The sequence below is a fragment of the Leptospira noguchii serovar Panama str. CZ214 genome (assembly GCF_000306255.2).
GTDB classification, from domain to species: Bacteria; Spirochaetota; Leptospiria; order Leptospirales; family Leptospiraceae; genus Leptospira; species Leptospira noguchii.
Genome location: NZ_AKWY02000021.1, coordinates 373,165 through 391,044, shown reverse-complemented (window position 1 = coordinate 391,044; position 17,880 = coordinate 373,165). Strand labels below are relative to the sequence as shown.

Sequence of the window (17,880 nt, the reverse complement as noted above, 5' to 3'; positions counted from 1 at the left end):
TCGAATGAATGTTTGGTAAGAATATGTATCATGATGGAAGGTTAAAAAGTGGAATTTTTAAAGAAGATTCTAAAGTGTTTACCACGAGTGCGTAACCGCTCGCGTTTTTTTGCACTCCAGAAAACATTTCGTAGAGATGATCATAGGTTCCTCCAGTTAAAACCGGATCGGGAGAGTCTTGCAGATAACCTTGGAAAACAAAACCGGTATAATAGTTCAGATCTCTTAAGAGGGAAAAATCGATACAAAGATCTATCTTTCTTTTTTTAGATTCCCAAGAATCGAAAATCCAGTATGTTTCTTCAAGAATCGAATTTAAACTTTTTTCAAGATTTTTAGAAAGTGAATTTAGGTTGAGGGAATTTTTTAAAGAGTTCGGATCAAAGTTTAACGCCAGAGAACTTAACAAACGGATTAAAACGGTATGATTCTTTTTTTCTCCGAAAATTCTTTCGATCTCATTTACGTTTTTTTGATAAAGTAATTTAGAAAGAACTTCGATTTCATTTTGTTTGAGTTCGAATTCTTGAACGATAGATTGAAACAGATTCACATTTCCTAAAACAAGAGTTAGTTTGTTTTCAAGAGGAAGTAAAGAAATGATTTCGTCTAGTTCTTCTAAAATTTTGAATGTGTTTTCTTTTCCGGAAACACCGATCGATTCCGCTCCGATCTGTAGTATTTCTTTGCGGGCTCCTTTGATACTTTCTCTGAAAATTCTTCCGATATAAAAGATATTTTGATTTTCTTTTTGGTGGGAAAAACCTGCCATTCCTTTGACCGCTTGAACGGTCAGATCGATGCTAGGAGAAATTTCATTTCCGGAAAGATCTCTGATTCTGAAAAGAGAAGATGAATCTGGAGCTGAAACGGTTTGAATAAAAGTGGAACTATAATCAAATGCGGGTAAGAATACTTCCGAATATCCTTTTTTTTTAAGAACCCCGGATATAGTTTCAAGTAAAGTCCTTCTATACTTACTATCTTCGGGTCCAAGAAAATGAAATCCGTCTGGGATCCATTTTTTTTGGTTAGGTTCTGGAAGATTTTGATTCATGTTTTGGAAAACTTTAGTTCCAATAATACAGTTCAAAACGGAGACGTCAGATTTCAAACCTTTTTAAAAAAATAGAATGACAATTCCTGTGCAAACGAATGATTATCAACCGTTATAAGTAAACTCTTTCAAAAAGGTTTTTCATTGAATTCTAAAATTGATTATCATTTGACTCGAAAATTGATTTTCACTCAGAGTTAGCCGCAAACGATTTAAATTTCGATTTTATGAAATCAATCGGAATGCAAAAGCCTCCTTAGAGACTATTATAAAGAATTTATTTTGGGATGGGTGTGATACGATGGTTGAAAAAGAATCCAGCGTAGGTAAATGGCAGAAAGAATTTTTTGAAAATATTCATCTATTTAAACGTTCCGGAATGACGGAAGACGAAGCTAAAAAAATTCTTCAGAAATTTTTATACCTTTCTTCTGTGACTCCTATGCCTCCAGTTATGGAAGTATTCAAAGAACCAAATCTTTTAGAATCTGTAGGAGTTTATACTTCTCCCGAACAAAGGTCTAGAGAATTTATGATGGAGTTTCTTTCTCCGATCATGAAACAGTTTACCGTTGAAGGTGTAGAAAATTTAAAAGCGGTAAAACCTTTGATTGGTAAATATCCGGTCACTCTAATTTCTAATCACTTATCCCATCTAGACGCTCCTGCAATTTTTCATCAGTTATATAATTGTTCTCCTGAAGGAAAGTCAATTGCAGAACAACTCGTTTTTATCGCTGGAAGATTGGCGTATGAACCTGACTTTACTAGACTTGGTTTGTATATGTTCGGTACTCTTTTGGTTTGTTCTAAAAGAGATATGGCGGATAATCCTAGTCTTTCCGATTTGATGACTAAGATCAATATGAGAGCTTTTAGACATTCTCAAAAACTTCAGTCAGAAGGTAAGATTATTGCGATCTTTCCAGAAGGGACTCGTTCTAGAGATGGTAGGTTGATGCCTTTTGTGGAAACCGTTTATCACTACGTCGCAAATAAAGTTATCATTCCTATTTCTCTGGAAAAAACCGATAAAATTCTTCCTACTACAAGTCTTCTTTTCAATCAGGTAAACGGTAAACTCGTCATCGGCAAACCTGTGTTAGTTGGAGAACTTTCTCGCAAACAGATGGATTCTTTTCCGAAAGAAGTAGAACAACTTCAGTTTCCAGAAAACGGAGATAAAAAACAATTTTTGATTGATAACCTGGCTCTTCTTGTTGGTTCTAATTTAAATAAACACCAACACGGAACTTACAGAAATCTTTATAAAGGTGATGTTTCCGGTAAGAATATTCTCATTAAAATTCCTAAGGAACCGGAAGAAAAAATTGTAGTAATTGGCGCCAGCAGTATGTCCATTGCGGTTGCGACTCTTCTGGCGAACAAGGACGTATTGGTTTATCTCTATCATCCCGATCAAACGTATACGGAACAATGTGACACCGAAAGAAGGGAATTAAAATATTACCCTCTTTATAAACTTCCTCCTAATTTAGTTTTTACTTCCGATGCGGAAGTTTTAAAAACTGCTACTTTATTTATTCAAGGTACAAATCCTTGGGAACTCATCAACGTCTATCCAGAAATTCAACCTTATTTAAATAGAAACAAAGCACCTTTCTTTAATGTAGTAAAAGGTTTTACTAGTACCGGTTTGATTTTAGATGAAGTGCAAAACGCTTTTGGTTTAGAAGACGATCGTTTAGGTGTGATTGCTGGAGCTTGTTATCCAGATCAGATTATGGAAAGAAAAATTTCCGGCTTTGAGATAGCTGCGTCTAACGCGACTCTGATTCCGAGAGTTCAAAAACTTTTCACTACTGGTTATATTTTTCCGAGGCCTGCTAGAATTCCTACTGACGTCAAAGGTGTTCAGTTAGGTGGAGCTTTGAAGACTATATACGCTCTTGCGATGGGAATTGTAGAAGGTTATTTTACTCAGACTTTAGGTGGCAACGTAGATAATTCCCTGTTTCATTTATCCAATCGTTTTTTTACGGAGATGACTTCAATTGGTACGAAGATGGGCGGTCAGCCCGAAACTTTTTTAGGTCTTTCTGGTTTAACTGACTTTATGCTTTCTTGTTTTGGGACGGATGCAAAGGACAGAAAAACAGGATACGACATTGCTTATGGTTCTTCTTCTGAAAAAATGTCGAATGGATTTTATGGTCTTAAAGTAATGCCGAATCTAATGAACATTTCTGCTGAAACTCCGGTTCTTTCTGCGGCTTACGAAATTGTAATCAACAAAAAGGATGTAAATCAAATTATCGAGATGTTAGAAGGTAGATTGGCAAGAGTTTAAAAATTCGTTTCATTTTTTTGAAGATCGCGAACTTTTACAGAAATGATTTATACCTAATTTTAATGTAAGTTCAATGTAATAGATTCTTAATTTACTTGAGTTTATAATCTAATCAGATGATTCCTATTTTATAAGCAGATGATAAAATAGGAATTAATCTGGGATCTTAAATCTTAATTTTTGGTTGTAGATTTTATTCAAAAGATAGAATATTCGTAAATTAAAAAATTCTGTTTTTTAAAATCGAATTTCGTCTTCTACTAAAAAACAGAATTTATTTTGTTTAACACTGATTGTTCTCAAAAATTGATTCTTGAAATTAGTATAACAGAGTTGTTGAAAAATGAATCGCCACTTAGTTTCTGTTTAATGGAAACGGTCGATTGAAGCAGTGTTATTGATCGTCACTATGAAATTTTTCAACAACTCTAATGATTACGCGGCAAAAACATGTCTAAAATTAATACGAAAAAAAACCAAAGACCGAAAGTTTTACCTTTTTCGGATACGATTTTGGACAGACTTCGAAAGCAATGTGAAATCGGACTTCCCGAAATGGAATTTCTTCGAACATCTTCTCAAGCTAAATTTTTAACGAATCGGTATCAATGTGCTACTACCTTTCTACAAGAATTGGATCTACTTAAAAAACGTCCGTATTTAGTAAGTTTTAGCGATCAAGTTCGTAATCCAGGTGATTTTATTTCCGGAAAATTTTTAGATCGTGAATGGTTTGTTTTAAGAAATGAGAATAAAAATTTACGGTTGTATAGAAACTCTTGTCTACATCGTGGAACAAGACTTATTCCTGGAGGAAAAGCTGGTTCGATTAATAAAATTGTATGTCCTTATCATTCGTGGACTTATGATTTAGACGGGGATTTATTAACTAAAGGATGTGAAACCATTCAAGAGAAACTTTATTCCTTTCCTATTCTTGAAAAAGCGGGGCTGATCTTTTCCGGTTTTACTAAAAACGTCTTAGATTCACTTTCATCAATTTTGGAAGAATGGAACGTTTACGAATTGGATTCATATGTTCCTTTTGCAATTCAATCAGAGGAAGGAACATATAACTGGAAAATAGGAGTAGAGATCTTTTTGGAGTCTTATCACATTTCTACGGTTCATAAAAATTCGGTAGCACCCGTGGTCGAAAAAAACGTTTCTATTCTGGATTCGATCGGAGAACATGCAAGAATTCTAATTCCCAACCGAAGTTATAAGAATACTTCTATACCAACTCGAAAGGATCTAATCATCACTTATTTTCTTTTTCCATCTACGATTCTTATTCTTTTTAGAGATCATTTCGGAATAATTCAGTTTCAACCGATTTCACCAAATCGTACTTTTTGTCTGAGAGCAATTCTAATTCCAGAAAAACCTAAGTCTTCTCGTACTATACGTTTTTGGGAAGAAAATCGAGAATTTTTCTTTCGTACCACTTCGGAAGATTTAGGATTAGCACCGGAAATTCAAGCTGGTATTCTACAAAATGAATGGATTCAACCTAGTTCTTTAGAACCTGGTATATTTCATTTTCATAATTCTTTAACAAATGCGTTAGTTTGAATATTCGGTAATTATTTTAGTTTTACTGCGTTACTTACTATTCGGATACATAAAAATAACGTGAGTTCGACGTAAGAAAATTGGGGCGAATCGCTCGCAAATTTCATAGTTAAAATGGCTCACGACCGCGCTTTTCGCTCCAATTCCTTCGGAATTTCCGCTACAATCGCTTTCGCATTTGTTATGCCGAACTCACGTTAAAAATAATACTTAATGATGAACTTATTTCAAAACTTAAAATGTGAGATCTACTTCAAAAAGCCAATCAATTAGTGTTAAATACAATTGATTGAAAACGTCACGTCTTTGATAAAATTGATCTGGAACTTTTACTACTCGGGCGTATAAATAGAATACTTGGGTTAAATTGTTTCAATAATTTGAATGTTTTGGTCCTGCTCTAAAATGGCCGCATTTGCGTTATTTTTTAAGTATCGTTTTGCTTCCTAAATTCGACCGTTAATAACTTGGTATTATTTTTATACCTTCTTTAAAAAGTTGGGATTTGAATTTTATAGATGGATTCCTAAAATGTGGAAACTACCACAATTTAAAAAATAGAAGTTTATAACACTTGAATTTCTAATATTCAAATTCAAGTGTAGAAATTCATACAAGCTTAGTGTTTGTATGTAAAGTTATGTGAGAACTACTCTAAATCCGATTTTATGAACAAATTCTAAAATTGTGGGAACTCTTACTTTTAGAAAATTTTTTCTAATATTCTTATATAGAACTCACGTCACTTTATGTTACCCAAGTATTTTTATAGGGATGAGTAGTTAGTTTTGTTTGGCTTCTCCGGAATCTACAGACATCATTAAACTTTCTGAATCTACCGCTTCGAACTGATCTCCTAAAACTTTACCTAGTTTATGAAGTTGGTCATTGTTCCATTTTTCGTTTGGGGCTCCGGATAAAAACCAATCTGATCCATTGTCGGCAAGTATCATTCCATATTTTTTTAATGCGCGTAGGATTACTTGATTTTCTTTGCTAAACCCGTCTATGTTAAAACTCGCTTTCAAACGGAAACGGGTTCCCATTGGTGGAACGTTTTTATCCGTGATTTTAGAAGCGTAATGACGAGCGGGCCAGAGATACGCTTTTTGTGTTTTTTTAGCGGTGAATCTAATTGCGTGTTTGATTTCTCCGGAGGCTATTTCTTCGTATCTGACTAAACCGGGTAAAATAGGCAATCCGGCTGCGTCCGCAGAAGTCCAGTTAATTGGACGGAGTTGATTAGATTTTAAATCAAAAACCGCACCAGATACAGCAGTCCAAGATTTTCCTTTTTTCCTTGCAGAATACAATTCATATAATTTGCATGTCTTTTGTTCTACGACTAAAACATGTCTATCCCCGTCGCTTGTTTCTCCACCTTCTATAGGAGCGTTATGCGGAATTGGATACGGTCCGGGCTCACTTTCCTCAGTATATTCAAAAGATACTGGAACGGGATTTGTAGCAGACGTTAGTATAAATGGAATTCCGATCGGCATTCCTTCCCAGAGTCCGGAACCAAAGTCCGCTTTTAATTTTTTTTGTGCTCCAATACTTCGAACGTAGGATTCAGAAAACGGATGTAGAGGAAGTGTATCTACGGGAGTATTCCAGATATTATTGGCGGGAAATACTTCGCAGTCGCCTAACGTAGGGTTGGAATTTAAAGGATTTAAGAATAGGGAGCTAAGTAAAAGCGTTCCCAATAGCAATAGGTTAGTTTTTGCATGTTTCACGTTGTAATTCCTATAGATCCTTTGTAGGAACACAATCTCTTTTTTTAGGAAAAATCTTAGCTTTAAAGATGTCGAGAGCGCCCATAGAAGCGAGACACAAAAATGTAGGAACTACTCGTTTTGCGATTTAATAAACACGAGCAGGCGTAAGGAATTCATTTTTCTGAAAAAAGTTAAGATCTAAACTTTCTAATCAATTCTTAAAATGTGGGAACTCATACAAAAAATAAATGTTTAAAAATTTGTAATGTGACTTAATTTGTGGGAACTACTGCAAATCGCGGTTTTACGAACAAATTCTAAAATTGTGGGGACTCACATTTTTGGAAAATCCTTTCTCATTTTCTTACGCCGAACTTACGTTAGTAAACAGGATGTGACTAATTTTGAATTTTTTGGAACGAGTTCTAAAAATTAGTCGGTACATTTTATTTCTGATTTTTTCAAAACGGAAATAGTTTTTTAAAATATTTTCCTATTTTTTTATAAGGTAAAAATGGAGTATTTTCATCTATGAAAATTTTTGTACAAAAACTAAGACCAAACGCAGAACTTCCTTTATTACAAACAAAACAGGCGGCTGGTTATGATATTCACGCTTGTTTAGATTCTAAATTGATTATAGAACCGGGTAAAGTTGTATTAGTTCCCACAGGTCTTTCTTTTGCTATTCCTCAAGAGTTTCATTTTGAAATTAGACCTAGATCTGGCTTCTCTACAAAAAATAGAATTTTAATTCCAAATTCACCTGGAACCATCGATAGCGATTACAGAGGAGAATTGATGATTCCTCTTTTAAATTTAGGAGATTCTTCTTTTATAATTGAACACGGGATGAGAATTGCTCAATTACTGATTCGTAAAACCTGGTATGCGGATTGGGAGTTGGTCTCAGAGTTTGCGGATCAGACGGAAAGAGGCGCAAGCGGTTTTGGTTCTACAGGACATTAGAACTTTATAAAGTTAGGAATGTATTTTAACGTGAGCAGAGCGTAAAGAATTCATTTTTCTGAAAAAAGTTTAGATCTGAACGTTATGGATCAATTTCTAAAATGTGGGAACTCATACGAAAAGTAAATGTTTGGCGATTTTCATTTAACGTGAGTTCGATATAACGCGAAGACGATTATTATGTTGTGATCCGTCGAACGACCTAAAACGCGACCCATAGTGAGCGTTTTGCTGAGTTTCCAGAGCGACTTGTAGGGAGAATAACCAATCCCATAGTTGAAGTTGATTTTAGAATCAACGCACATTTTTCAAGTGTTTCAACAGGATGAGTCTTTTTACTTGCAAAAAGTATGTTTTTCTGATAGAGAAAACTTATGCAACGCTCTCTATGGATCACGTTGCAGAGTGTAAGTTTTACAGAGGATTTTGTCGTAATTCCGACAGATTTATATTGAGATCCAAATGTTTGTGGTTAAGGTTATGATAGGGAGTGAGACGCTTTAGTTTCTTTGAACGATTTATGTTGAGTTAGATTGAGTACTCGAACGATCCGTAAAACTTGACAATGTCTTTCTAAGGATCGGCATTCAGGACGTGAAATGCTTTAGTTAACGCGACCAAGTTGTATTGAGTTTTTTTATTCGGTAAAATTTTCTTATGTCGTCACGTTAAAATTTTTTCTATAAACCGTTCTGCTTGGAAAGTTCTAAGAACCGTTTCTGGTATGGACATTCTTTTATTGGATGACGGTCAAAAAATTGAGTCTACTTTGGTAGAAGGTTCTGTTGGTACAGATTCTCTTTTAGTTCCAGATGTTTATTGGAATCGTTTGAATCTTCAGGAAAGAAAAGCCCTTCGGAGCAAACTCCCTTTTCTATTGAGAAAATATTCTAAGCAAATCGCTTCTATGAAACGCCTTCATAACCGGGCGGGTAAAATCAAATACAATCGGGACGTTGGTAAAATGAAAAAGTTTAGTATTCGAGTTCATACTGGTGTTTGGGCGACTTTAGGCGTGTTAGCTGCAGCTCATGGGGTTTCGAGGTGTTATCTTTTTAATTACATGCTTTGGCTGGAGGACCTTGGTGGAAAAGAGGATTTTTTTGTGAAAAGTTTAAACCGGGGAGTTCCTAGCTTTCACTGGACTTACGAAATGACTTGGAAGATCAACAGGAGACAAAATCTCATTTCAAGAGAATTACAATTTGAACCAAACCCAATGACAGACAAATACCCATACTACCTAAAAGAATAAAAATCATTCAGATTCAATATAAAAGAATTCTAATTCTTTCATAAAAAGGATCCGATCAGGAACCAAAAGAAATTTCTTATTACGCACCTATTTAAATGTGAATTCGACATACGCGAAAGATCGATGCGTTGAACTTAAGCCGCGCTTCTCAAACTCAGCGTCTCGCTTCTATGGTCGCTCGACAGATCGCGTTAAACTCAGCAGAACGCTCTCTATGGATCGCGTTCTATATTGAAACTAAAGAAGATTATTATATAAAGTTTTCTATATGTAATTTATTAACCAGAGTCCGGTCTGGCTGCCAGTGGGGAACTGGATTCGCCCAGATTTTCTTACGTCGAACTCACGTTAAGTATTATTTTCATGCTTTCGAGTTGTAAGAGTTTGTCTCAATAACTGTAAATCTAGGAATTTAATTACGAAGAGTAAATGTTTAAAAATTTATAATGTAATTTAAATTGTGGGACTCTTACGAACTTGAAAATGTTATTTGTCGGAATTCTAAAATCCGAAACAGGCTATCTATTTTACTCAGCCACCAAACGACGATTTTACGGAAATTGAATCTGATCGACCACACTTTTGAACTTGTCCAAAAATCTTAGAATGAATTTTTGTGAATTTTCAATAAAATATAGTAGTTCCTACAGAAACCGTCGTATTGAACGTTTTTGGGACAAACTCTTAGAAATTTACCCCACCGAAAACAACCAATTCTAAAAATCCGAAGTTTTGACTTGCCCTATCTTTGGAATGTCCGTTCGTAAAAATATTCGGAAGGTCAATGTATCCCCCTTTGCCACCGAATTCAAAAAAAACGGATCGGAATATATCCGCACGAGTGGCTACGTAACCCGAAACTCCGTAACCGGAAGTATGAAAATGGTTGTTTTTTCCTTCTCCGAAAAGGCGAACGTCACTTCTGCAAATGATAGGACCACCACCTATAGACGAAACAAAACTGAGCGCATTTTCTCCGTTAGACGAAACCCATATAGGTTGAATAAAGCCTAAGTCTAAATAAAGAAAATTCAATCCGTCCGTATGTTCGAATTTTAAAAAGTCAGGAGTTATGTTGACGGTTTCTCCATTGTGATAACCTTCCCATTTTTTATACGCGTCCGGAAATAAATAAAGATAAACAGAAGATTCGGGAGAAGTTGCAAAATGAGCTTTTTGAATGACAAGTGGATCTATATAACCGTAAATATTGGCGGCTTGTCCACGGCTCATTACATACTTCATGTGATCCTGGCCAAACGCGACAAAAAATTTATCTGAAAAATAATAAGTCAGACGGAAGTTGTATTGCGGAATTTCCCAAAGACTAGGATTCAGATAAACGGAAGGATTGAATTTTTCCGGTTTATCTTTTGCAACCACGTCTTTTAAAGTGAAATTATATCCGGGACCGTGGAAAGAAATATCGCTCTGTGTATAAGAATCTCGATTGTAACCCCATTGAAAGCTCCAAGTGCCTTTCCTTTGATCTACTCTCCTAGGTGTTTGTTTTAGATTTGGATCCGTTTTCGTTTCTAGATGGATCTGTGCGAGTGGAATCGATTCTTGTCTATCTGGGTTTTTCGTTTGAGATAATACGGTAAAAGGAAAGATACAAAAAATAAGAATGTAAAACATTTTCCGTAAGAAATTCATGTATTGAGCAGGGTTTATATTCATAGAGTAAAGAAGTCCAAATTCATTTTTGAAAATACTAAATTGGAAAAAGCCTTAGTGGTTGGCTATGTTTTTTTCTTTAGAACTCGTTTATTCTATATACTTTCTGTTTTTTGAATTTTGCTCTGAATGTCGTTTATCAATTTTATGGTTTTAATTGTACCATCAAACTGTTTATTACTGATCCCTACACAATAAAATACTATAAATGTAAAAACGAATTCCTGTTAAGGACAGAATTTCATGTGTAGTCTACTAAATAGTAGTAATATTGAATATTTAGTAATTCAGTGTAAAAAAATTTGGTGAATAAAAAACTCAATGTTGCTGTTGCATTGAAGCTCAAGTTTTATAAAGATTTCATTTTATAATAAGAATATAAACTTATCGAACTTGTAGAGGTTCTTGGATTATCTCTCCATAAAAAGGAGTTTCTTTAATTTTTAAATTGTATCCTTTTATAAATAAGATTTCAAGATTTACAGTGTCTTCTCGGTTGTATTCTTCTAAAATTTTAAGTGCATCCATATCGTCATAATCCACGTATTGTTTCCAAAGAGTTACCGCCTCTATTCCAGTGATTGCGGTAGTTTCTGGTCTATGAACACCTAATATTTTCTCACATCCTTTCAGTCCTCCTCTGATTCCTAAAGACCTTAAGAAAAACATAATATCAATATGATTATTTCGGAAGCGTACATTAAATTCCTTTTCCAAAAAAGGAACGTCGAATGCGATCCCGTTATAAGAAACGAAAATTTGATCCTGACTTAAATTCTCCAAAAAAAAATCTAGATTAAAACCTCGAATATAAGAACGGTATTCGTATCCGTCAAAAGTTCCGATGACTGTAGTTCTATCATCATTTCCTAAGCCTGTGGTTTCTATGTCCATGTAGAGAAGTTTTTTTCGAATTGTTGGAAAAAGCCTCCAGTGGTGTTTTGGGGAAAATACATGAAAGAAGTAGAAAAAATTCTCTCTTTCCAATTCTTTTTTAGAAAATTCTAATGCGTCTAAGATCAAATTTCGGATAGGGGCAGGTTCGGTCTTCAGATATATTTCCAGATCCTTCCAGTCGTAGATTCCTTTTTCCCAAAGATTTTTTTCTTCCTTGGAATCGATTCCGGGAAGATGACAGAAGGTATGTCTTAACATCAACTTTTCCTTTCTATTCGTAACACGAAAATAAGACGAGAAATCAGGATCAAAACACAGAAGATCCATAAAAAAGAATTTCCAAATCTGGTATAAATCGTGGGTTCGATGGTACCTAATTGGATCGAAAATGATCTGGTCCCGGTTTCATGAAAACCCATTGAAACGATTACTGGAATTCCACGTGCGTCCCAGACTTCGGAAATTCCAGAGACTGCAGAGCGGATCAAAGGCAAACCGGTTTCGATCGCTCTGAGCCGAACTGCTCCGGAATGCTGATAAGCCTCTAATTCAGAATTGAACCAAGAATCATTGGTTATGTTGATTAGAACTTCCGGCTTTTGTCCGTTTTGAAAATAGTCCAAAACAAGTTCTGTGAACATCGCTTCGTAACAAAGTAAAGGAAGAATCGAATAAGAATATTCTAAATTTCTAATTTTATTTGTACGTTTTTCTATGGATGAAAATTCGGATCTATACGTTTTCGGTTCGTTCAATTTGGAAATTTCAGTAAGTAAGATCGGCTTTTGGTTTTGGATTTTATTTCCGATTAAAAGTTTTGGAAATTCTCCTGGTATGTAGTTAGAAGTTTCCTGGAAGATAGAACGTAAAAAAGGAAATTTTTTTTCCATTGGAAGATATTCTCCGAAAGGAAGTAACCTTCTTTTATCGTATCTTTCTGTTTTGCCGTCCAAGTTTTTAAAAAGACTGACTTGATTCTTGAGTTTGTTTTCATCCAGATTCAATTCGTTAAATAGAATGTCTGCTCCAGTATGTTTTGAAAGATATAAAACGATACCTTCCATAGTGGGAGAATATATTTTTTCTTTCCGATTTTCTTCGGAATCGATTGTGCCGTGAAATGGAATCGCGGATTCCGGAATTACGATCAAAGAAGGTAAATTTTCGGAAATGGGTAGTGCTAATGAAAATACCTTACTCATCGTGGCGCTTAAATAAGAGGTGTCTGCTTTTAAATTTTTTGTGCCTGGAGAAGTATCCGGTTGAACTATGAGCACGGAAAGATCCTTAGTTTTTACCTCGTTTTGTGATTGGTTGGTATATCCAATCCGATAAAGACCGTATCCAAATACAAATGTGATGCAGACCAAACTTGTAATCGAAATTATGAATTCTTTTGAACTTTTATATTTATAATAATTTAAGAATATTATAAAAGTAGATGATATGAGTATTAGAAGAAAGCTTAATCCGTAAACACCAAAAATGGAAGCAAATTGTTCAAACACAATCGAACCTGAAATTAAGTTTCCCCAGTACCAAGGAAAAATTTGGAAGGTTATCATATCAGAGAGTGTTCCGGCGGCGGGGAATACAAGTAAGATACAAGTTTTTGAAATGGATTCTATTTTAGAAAAACGGAATAAAATATAAAATGGAAAAAACTTTAAATGAGAGATCAGTCCGTATAATAAAAAGAAAAGTATGGAAACAAAAGTGTTTGTTCCGGAAATTCTAGAAATTGCTCCTGGAATCCAATAAAAAGCAGATAGGTTTAAAATTTGAGAAAGTACCAAAAGCCATAAGAGAGCTTTCCAAATAGAAGTTCTATTGAGGGAAAAAAATAAAAAAATACAAGAGATAGACGCAATTACACCCGCTGAAAAAAATGAAAACGGAGAAAGTCCGAACACGGTTCCGATTCCAATTCCAGAACACAGTATAAGTCGGTATAAAATCGAATCTTTGGAAATAAAACTGTAAAACATCTGTTTTTATTTTTTTATTTCCTCTTCATACTTAAGCCTTCTTGAATATTCTTCCGCCTCTTCTTTTCCTAAATTGTTGATCCTAATTTCCATCAGAGCTTTTTCCTTGGCTTCTCCTTTGACGTTAGGATTTTTTACGGTCCAATCGGATTCTTGTTGTGCGGTCTGTTTTTCCTTTTTTTCTTTTTCTTCACTTTCTTTATAAACAGTTTCCATACGATCCGCACCGTCCTTACCAAAATATTTTTCTCGGATCTGTCTGGTTTTACTGTTTCGTTCGGAAATACTCATTTTTTCTAATTCTTTTTCTCTTAAAAATATCTCTGTCTCATAGGTATTGTATTTAGGTTCTCTTTTTTTGATCGTATTGTAGTATTGCCCGTAGACATTTTTTCTGAACTCTTCGTATTTTTGTATTCTTTGTTCACCGTTTAATGTTTCCGTGTCTTTTAAAAAACCTCCTAAGGAATCCAAATAAGTTTCTTCTGCTTCTTCTAAACCAAAGATAAGTTTTGCTTCTTTATCGGAGAAAAATTCCCTTCTCTGTTTTTTGATGAGTTCGTATTTTTCCGCTCTATTCAATTTATCCGATAGTTCTAATTCTTTCATTTTTAATTCGTATCTTAAGTAATTAGAAAATAACTTCATTAGATATTCTGCATCTTTTCCAAAGTAATGATCTGAAATAAACGCGCGAATAATTTCGTTACATTGTTCATAGTGTACATTTTCGGGACATTGCCTTCTTAAATCTGAAAGTTCGGAGATTAGATTGATTTCTCCATTGGACGCGTATCGTATCAATTCATCAAAAGAAAGCCAGTTTCCGTTTTCGTCAAAAATTCTGCGCGATGTGTCTACGATTGCTTGATTTAAGATCCATCCTCCGGACTCAGAGCTGAGTTCTGGAGCTGAGTCTGCCGAAGAACCTGATGTGATTTTACTCCTGCTAAAAAATGCAAACCAGATCAGCGCGATTAAAATCGCTGAGATCAAACCTACCAATACGGGGAATGTGATTTTTTGCTGAAGTGTTTTCATAGGCCGTGATTTTTAAAAAAATCTTTTTCAAAGCAAATCTTTTTTGTTTTTTCTAAAAAAGACGTTGAGATGGAATGACAAAGTAGTGGAATCAAAAAAACCGATCTTATATTATCCAGAAGGAACTAGGGGGGCTAAGGAAATTTTTTCAAATTTAGAAAAGTTGGAAATAAGATCCTATTCTAATGACCGACTTGGAGAAATTTCAAAAGATACCCCCACGATTTTAATCGCAAACACTAGGTTTCAAATAAACCGAAATAACATACTACAATTTCCTACGGTGAAAATTTTTGCTACCGTTAGTTCCGGGACGGACCACGTAGATTTTAATGCACTTAAGGAATCTGGAAAAATTTTTTTAAATGCTCCCGGTTGTAATGCCGGTTCTGTCGCAGAATATTGTTTTGCGGGGCTTTTAAGTCGATTTGAAGAATCCGAACTTAAAAATTTAAAGATCGGCTTGATAGGACACGGGCATACAGGAAAAGAATTTTATAAAATTCTAATGTCTAAAGGAGTGAATTGTATATATTACGACCCGTTTTATAAGACAGAATCCAGTCCTTTGAATGAAGTTTTGAACGCTTCTGTTCTTAGTTTTCATGTTCCACTGACCAAAGATGGACTGGAGCCTACGTTTCGATTTGTGGACGTATCTTTGATCGATTCTTTAAAGCCTGGTACAGTTTTTATCAATACGAGCCGAGGAGAAATACTTACTCAAGAAGCGTTTGATCGATTGATTGCAAGAAGCGATATATTCAAAATTTTAGATGTATTTGATCCAGAACCGCCTACGTTAGAAATGGGAAAAAAACTTTCGGAAATAAAACATTCCGTTTTAACTCCTCATATTGCAGGTTACAGCCAATTAGGCAGAATCGGCGGAACTTACAGAGTTGCGGAAAAGTTATCTATCTTATACCGGGATAAACCTTTGCCTCCTTTAAAATCTTTTTTACAAACATCCGGAGAACTTAAAACCTCTACTTTTTTAAAAGAAGAAGATCGTCTTCTAAGAGAGGCCTGGAAAAATGAGGATACAAATTATTTTGAAAAGAGAAGAAATAATTATCCGGTAAGACTCGATTGGGGTTTTTAGGAAGTTCGTTTAACGATCAGTAAGCGAGCATACTTTCAGAAAATTCTTTCTTACTGGACTTGCGTTATTTAGAGTTGTATAATAAAATGACGCGGATTATTATCGTAAAAGCTTGTTTTAGCGCAAAATATTATATATTCTATTGTCTGGAAAATATGGAACTACTAAGAATAAAGTGTTGCCCTGTTTTTGATTAACGTAGATTCGACGTAAAAAAATTAGTGCGAATCCGACATGAGCCGGACCGGACTCTGGATCTGGTTAATAAATTGTATGCAGGAAATAAGATACAACGATTTTTTTTAGTTTCAATATAGAACGCGATCCATAGAGAGCGTTCTGCTGAGTTTTAAACGCGATTTGTCGAGCAACCTGCAGAGCGACTCATAGGAAGCGATGTATTGAGTTTCCAGAAGCGAGACGCTGAGTTCCAATTGAATCGATCCCAGTCGCATTATATCAAATTCATGTTGATTAAATATTGCTGATTGCCAGTAAATGCAACATGTCTTAGGATTTTAAAAAATAATACTTTATAAATTTATAATAAACTGTAATAATTTTACAGAAACCGTCTTATCTAATTCTTTCCAGTAGATCTTTTCCATTATCAAATTTTCATAATCTTTAGGTTTGGAATAACAGGCTTAGGGTTCAAGTGATAAAATTCCTTTTTGTAAACCGTATTTAGAACACAATTCAGAAGTTTTATGACTCAGCGCGTTTTGATAATAGCTGGGCATTCTGAAACTATTGGAAAAAAATTTCTGATATTTGGGAAGTAGATGAGGAAAGTGATTTTCTATCGCTTTAAAAATTAGATTTTTATGATCTGAAGGATTGTTACCTCCAAAAAGAGTCAAACTCGCAGGGAAGATATATCTGATTCCAATTTCTTGAAATGTTTGAAACATAAATTCTAAATTTTCTCCCGTGTCCGAAATATGAGGAAGTAATGGCATTAAACTGACTCCGGAAAAAAAACCTTTCTTTAAAATTTCTTTAAGCGCAGAAATACGTAGGCTAGGAGGGGTTGCGCCCGGTTCAAAAATTTTAGCAATAGAATCATCCAAAATAGAAAATGAAAACGTAATAAACGATTTACGACTTAATCGATTTTTTAAGTTTTCTGGAAGAATTGCATTTTTCTCAATTTCGCTTAACAAATCTAGGTCTCGTAAAATCAAATCCGATTTAGTGAGTATGTGAACCGGAAATTTATATTTTAGAATTATTTGAAGTAGTTCTCTGGTAAGTCCGCGTTCTTTTTCAAGTTGTAAATAAGGGTCGGTGGAAGAAGAAAGAACGATGATACCGTGCCGATTCTTTTTAGAAAGGTGATAAAGCTGTTTATCTAAAACTTCAATAGCGTTTTCTTTGATGGAAAGTTTATCTTCTGTATTTAAGCCGTATTTACTGCCTTTTACATAACAGTATAAACAACGAAAAGAACAACCGCTATATGGATTGATTGTATAATCGTCTAAAAACCAAGGATCTCTACGTTTCGTTTTATTAAGAATACTTTTAATTCGAATACTTTGAGGCATACTTTGAAGATCTACTAAGTCCGATTTCTATTTTTCTTCTAAAAAATGGTTGTATATAAGGATTTTCTAATAAACTAGATTCAAATTTTTGAATAATATCCGGATGAAATTTGGAAATGGTTTTAACCGCCCAACCAATTCCTTTTTTAGTATGAAAATCTTTTGTATCCATTTTAGATAAGAGAAGACAAAACGTATCTTCCACGTATTTTTTTCCGAGGCCTTTTTTGACCGCGTAATGGGAAGCAACTCCTACCGAACGAACGATCCAGCCGTTTTCATGGCGGATGTACTTTTTTAAAATAGGAAAGGTTCTTTCTGGTTCCTTAAGAAGAAAGTAGCCCATAATTCTTTCTCCTATGATGTCGCATACGTACCATTCGTTTCCTAAGAGGATGTATTCAACGGCCTTATTGAAAGATTGTTCGAAATGTTTTTCCGAACGAAGTTGAAGAATGATGGCGGAAATGACATAACCACCCATATGTCCAAGCTTGATGATTTGATCCATAAAATAAATCTGATTCATTTCAGGAATTTTAAAATAGAGTTCTTTTCCGATAAACTCAAGCAGAGGAAATTTTATTTTTTTCTTTAAAAGCTCCGATTCAATGATGAAAATCCAAAAGGATTCATCTAAATCGGAAAGTTTTGCAAGAATTGATTTGATTTCTTTTTTAGAACGGATGGAATCCATGAGCCGATATAATTGATTTGAATTTACAATTTAGAGT

13 protein-coding genes are annotated in these 17,880 nt (G+C 34.6%); 5 read left to right on the top strand and 8 right to left on the bottom strand.

What is annotated here, in order from left to right; translation table 11 throughout:
- Window positions 1-28: 28 nt before the first annotated feature.
- Entirely contained in the window at window positions 29-1,057 is a 1,029-nt protein-coding gene (locus tag LEP1GSC059_RS12045; RefSeq protein WP_020980804.1) for an ATP phosphoribosyltransferase regulatory subunit, read from the bottom strand.
- Window positions 1,058-1,358: 301 nt separating this feature from the next.
- Between LEP1GSC059_RS12045 and LEP1GSC059_RS12040 the strand changes: the two genes are divergently transcribed.
- Both LEP1GSC059_RS12040 and LEP1GSC059_RS12035 read left to right on the top strand, forming a co-directional pair.
- A complete protein-coding gene (locus tag LEP1GSC059_RS12040; RefSeq protein WP_017215856.1) occupies window positions 1,359-3,368 on the top strand; it encodes a 1-acyl-sn-glycerol-3-phosphate acyltransferase in 2,010 nt (669 codons plus the stop codon).
- Window positions 3,369-3,818: 450 nt separating this feature from the next.
- Window positions 3,819-4,943, top strand: a complete 1,125-nt coding sequence (locus LEP1GSC059_RS12035) for an aromatic ring-hydroxylating oxygenase subunit alpha (RefSeq protein WP_020980744.1) — start codon at window positions 3,819-3,821, stop codon at window positions 4,941-4,943.
- Between the two features lie 782 nt (window positions 4,944-5,725).
- Here the strand turns inward: LEP1GSC059_RS12035 and LEP1GSC059_RS12030 are convergent.
- Window positions 5,726-6,682 carry a hypothetical protein gene (locus LEP1GSC059_RS12030; protein WP_020980854.1) on the bottom strand — a complete coding sequence of 319 codons (957 nt, stop codon included), beginning with the start codon at window positions 6,680-6,682 and terminating at the stop codon, window positions 5,726-5,728.
- Window positions 6,683-7,195: 513 nt separating this feature from the next.
- Here LEP1GSC059_RS12030 and dut point away from each other — a divergent pair.
- The gene (gene dut, locus LEP1GSC059_RS12025; protein ID WP_004427548.1) at window positions 7,196-7,633 is read left to right on the top strand and encodes a dUTP diphosphatase; all 438 of its coding nucleotides are present in this window, start codon (window positions 7,196-7,198) and stop codon (window positions 7,631-7,633) included.
- A gap of 724 nt (window positions 7,634-8,357) precedes the next feature.
- On the top strand, window positions 8,358-8,888 hold the full coding sequence (locus LEP1GSC059_RS12020; RefSeq protein WP_017215852.1) for a DUF1564 domain-containing protein: 531 nt from the start codon (window positions 8,358-8,360) through the stop codon (window positions 8,886-8,888).
- 684 nt (window positions 8,889-9,572) lie between these two features.
- Here the strand turns inward: LEP1GSC059_RS12020 and LEP1GSC059_RS12015 are convergent.
- The 4 genes from LEP1GSC059_RS12015 to LEP1GSC059_RS12000 form a co-directional block, all read right to left on the bottom strand.
- A complete protein-coding gene (locus LEP1GSC059_RS12015) occupies window positions 9,573-10,526 on the bottom strand; it encodes a hypothetical protein (protein WP_017215851.1) in 954 nt (317 codons plus the stop codon).
- Between the two features lie 423 nt (window positions 10,527-10,949).
- On the bottom strand, window positions 10,950-11,720 hold the full coding sequence (locus LEP1GSC059_RS12010; RefSeq protein ID WP_004427558.1) for a ribonuclease H-like domain-containing protein: 771 nt from the start codon (window positions 11,718-11,720) through the stop codon (window positions 10,950-10,952).
- Window positions 11,720-13,450 carry an apolipoprotein N-acyltransferase gene (locus tag LEP1GSC059_RS12005; RefSeq protein ID WP_020980858.1) on the bottom strand — a complete coding sequence of 577 codons (1,731 nt, stop codon included), beginning with the start codon at window positions 13,448-13,450 and terminating at the stop codon, window positions 11,720-11,722. Before LEP1GSC059_RS12005 ends, LEP1GSC059_RS12010 begins: the two co-directional genes overlap by 1 nt.
- 6 nt (window positions 13,451-13,456) lie before the next feature.
- Window positions 13,457-14,491, bottom strand: a complete 1,035-nt coding sequence (locus tag LEP1GSC059_RS12000) for a lipase secretion chaperone (protein ID WP_020980851.1) — start codon at window positions 14,489-14,491, stop codon at window positions 13,457-13,459.
- A gap of 85 nt (window positions 14,492-14,576) precedes the next feature.
- Here LEP1GSC059_RS12000 and LEP1GSC059_RS11995 point away from each other — a divergent pair, with 85 nt between their 5' ends.
- Window positions 14,577-15,596: an NAD(P)-dependent oxidoreductase gene (locus LEP1GSC059_RS11995; protein WP_036027209.1), complete on the top strand. Its 1,020-nt coding sequence runs from the start codon at window positions 14,577-14,579 to the stop codon at window positions 15,594-15,596.
- 647 nt (window positions 15,597-16,243) lie between these two features.
- On the opposite strand, the gene LEP1GSC059_RS11990 is transcribed toward LEP1GSC059_RS11995, so the two are convergent.
- The gene (locus tag LEP1GSC059_RS11990; RefSeq protein WP_017215848.1) at window positions 16,244-17,146 is read right to left on the bottom strand and encodes an SPL family radical SAM protein; all 903 of its coding nucleotides are present in this window, start codon (window positions 17,144-17,146) and stop codon (window positions 16,244-16,246) included.
- Window positions 17,124-17,843, bottom strand: coding sequence for a DNA alkylation repair protein (locus tag LEP1GSC059_RS11985; RefSeq protein ID WP_017215847.1), 720 nt, complete (start codon window positions 17,841-17,843; stop codon window positions 17,124-17,126). The genes LEP1GSC059_RS11990 and LEP1GSC059_RS11985 overlap by 23 nt, the downstream gene beginning before the upstream one ends.
- Between the last annotated feature and the right edge of the window lie 37 nt (window positions 17,844-17,880).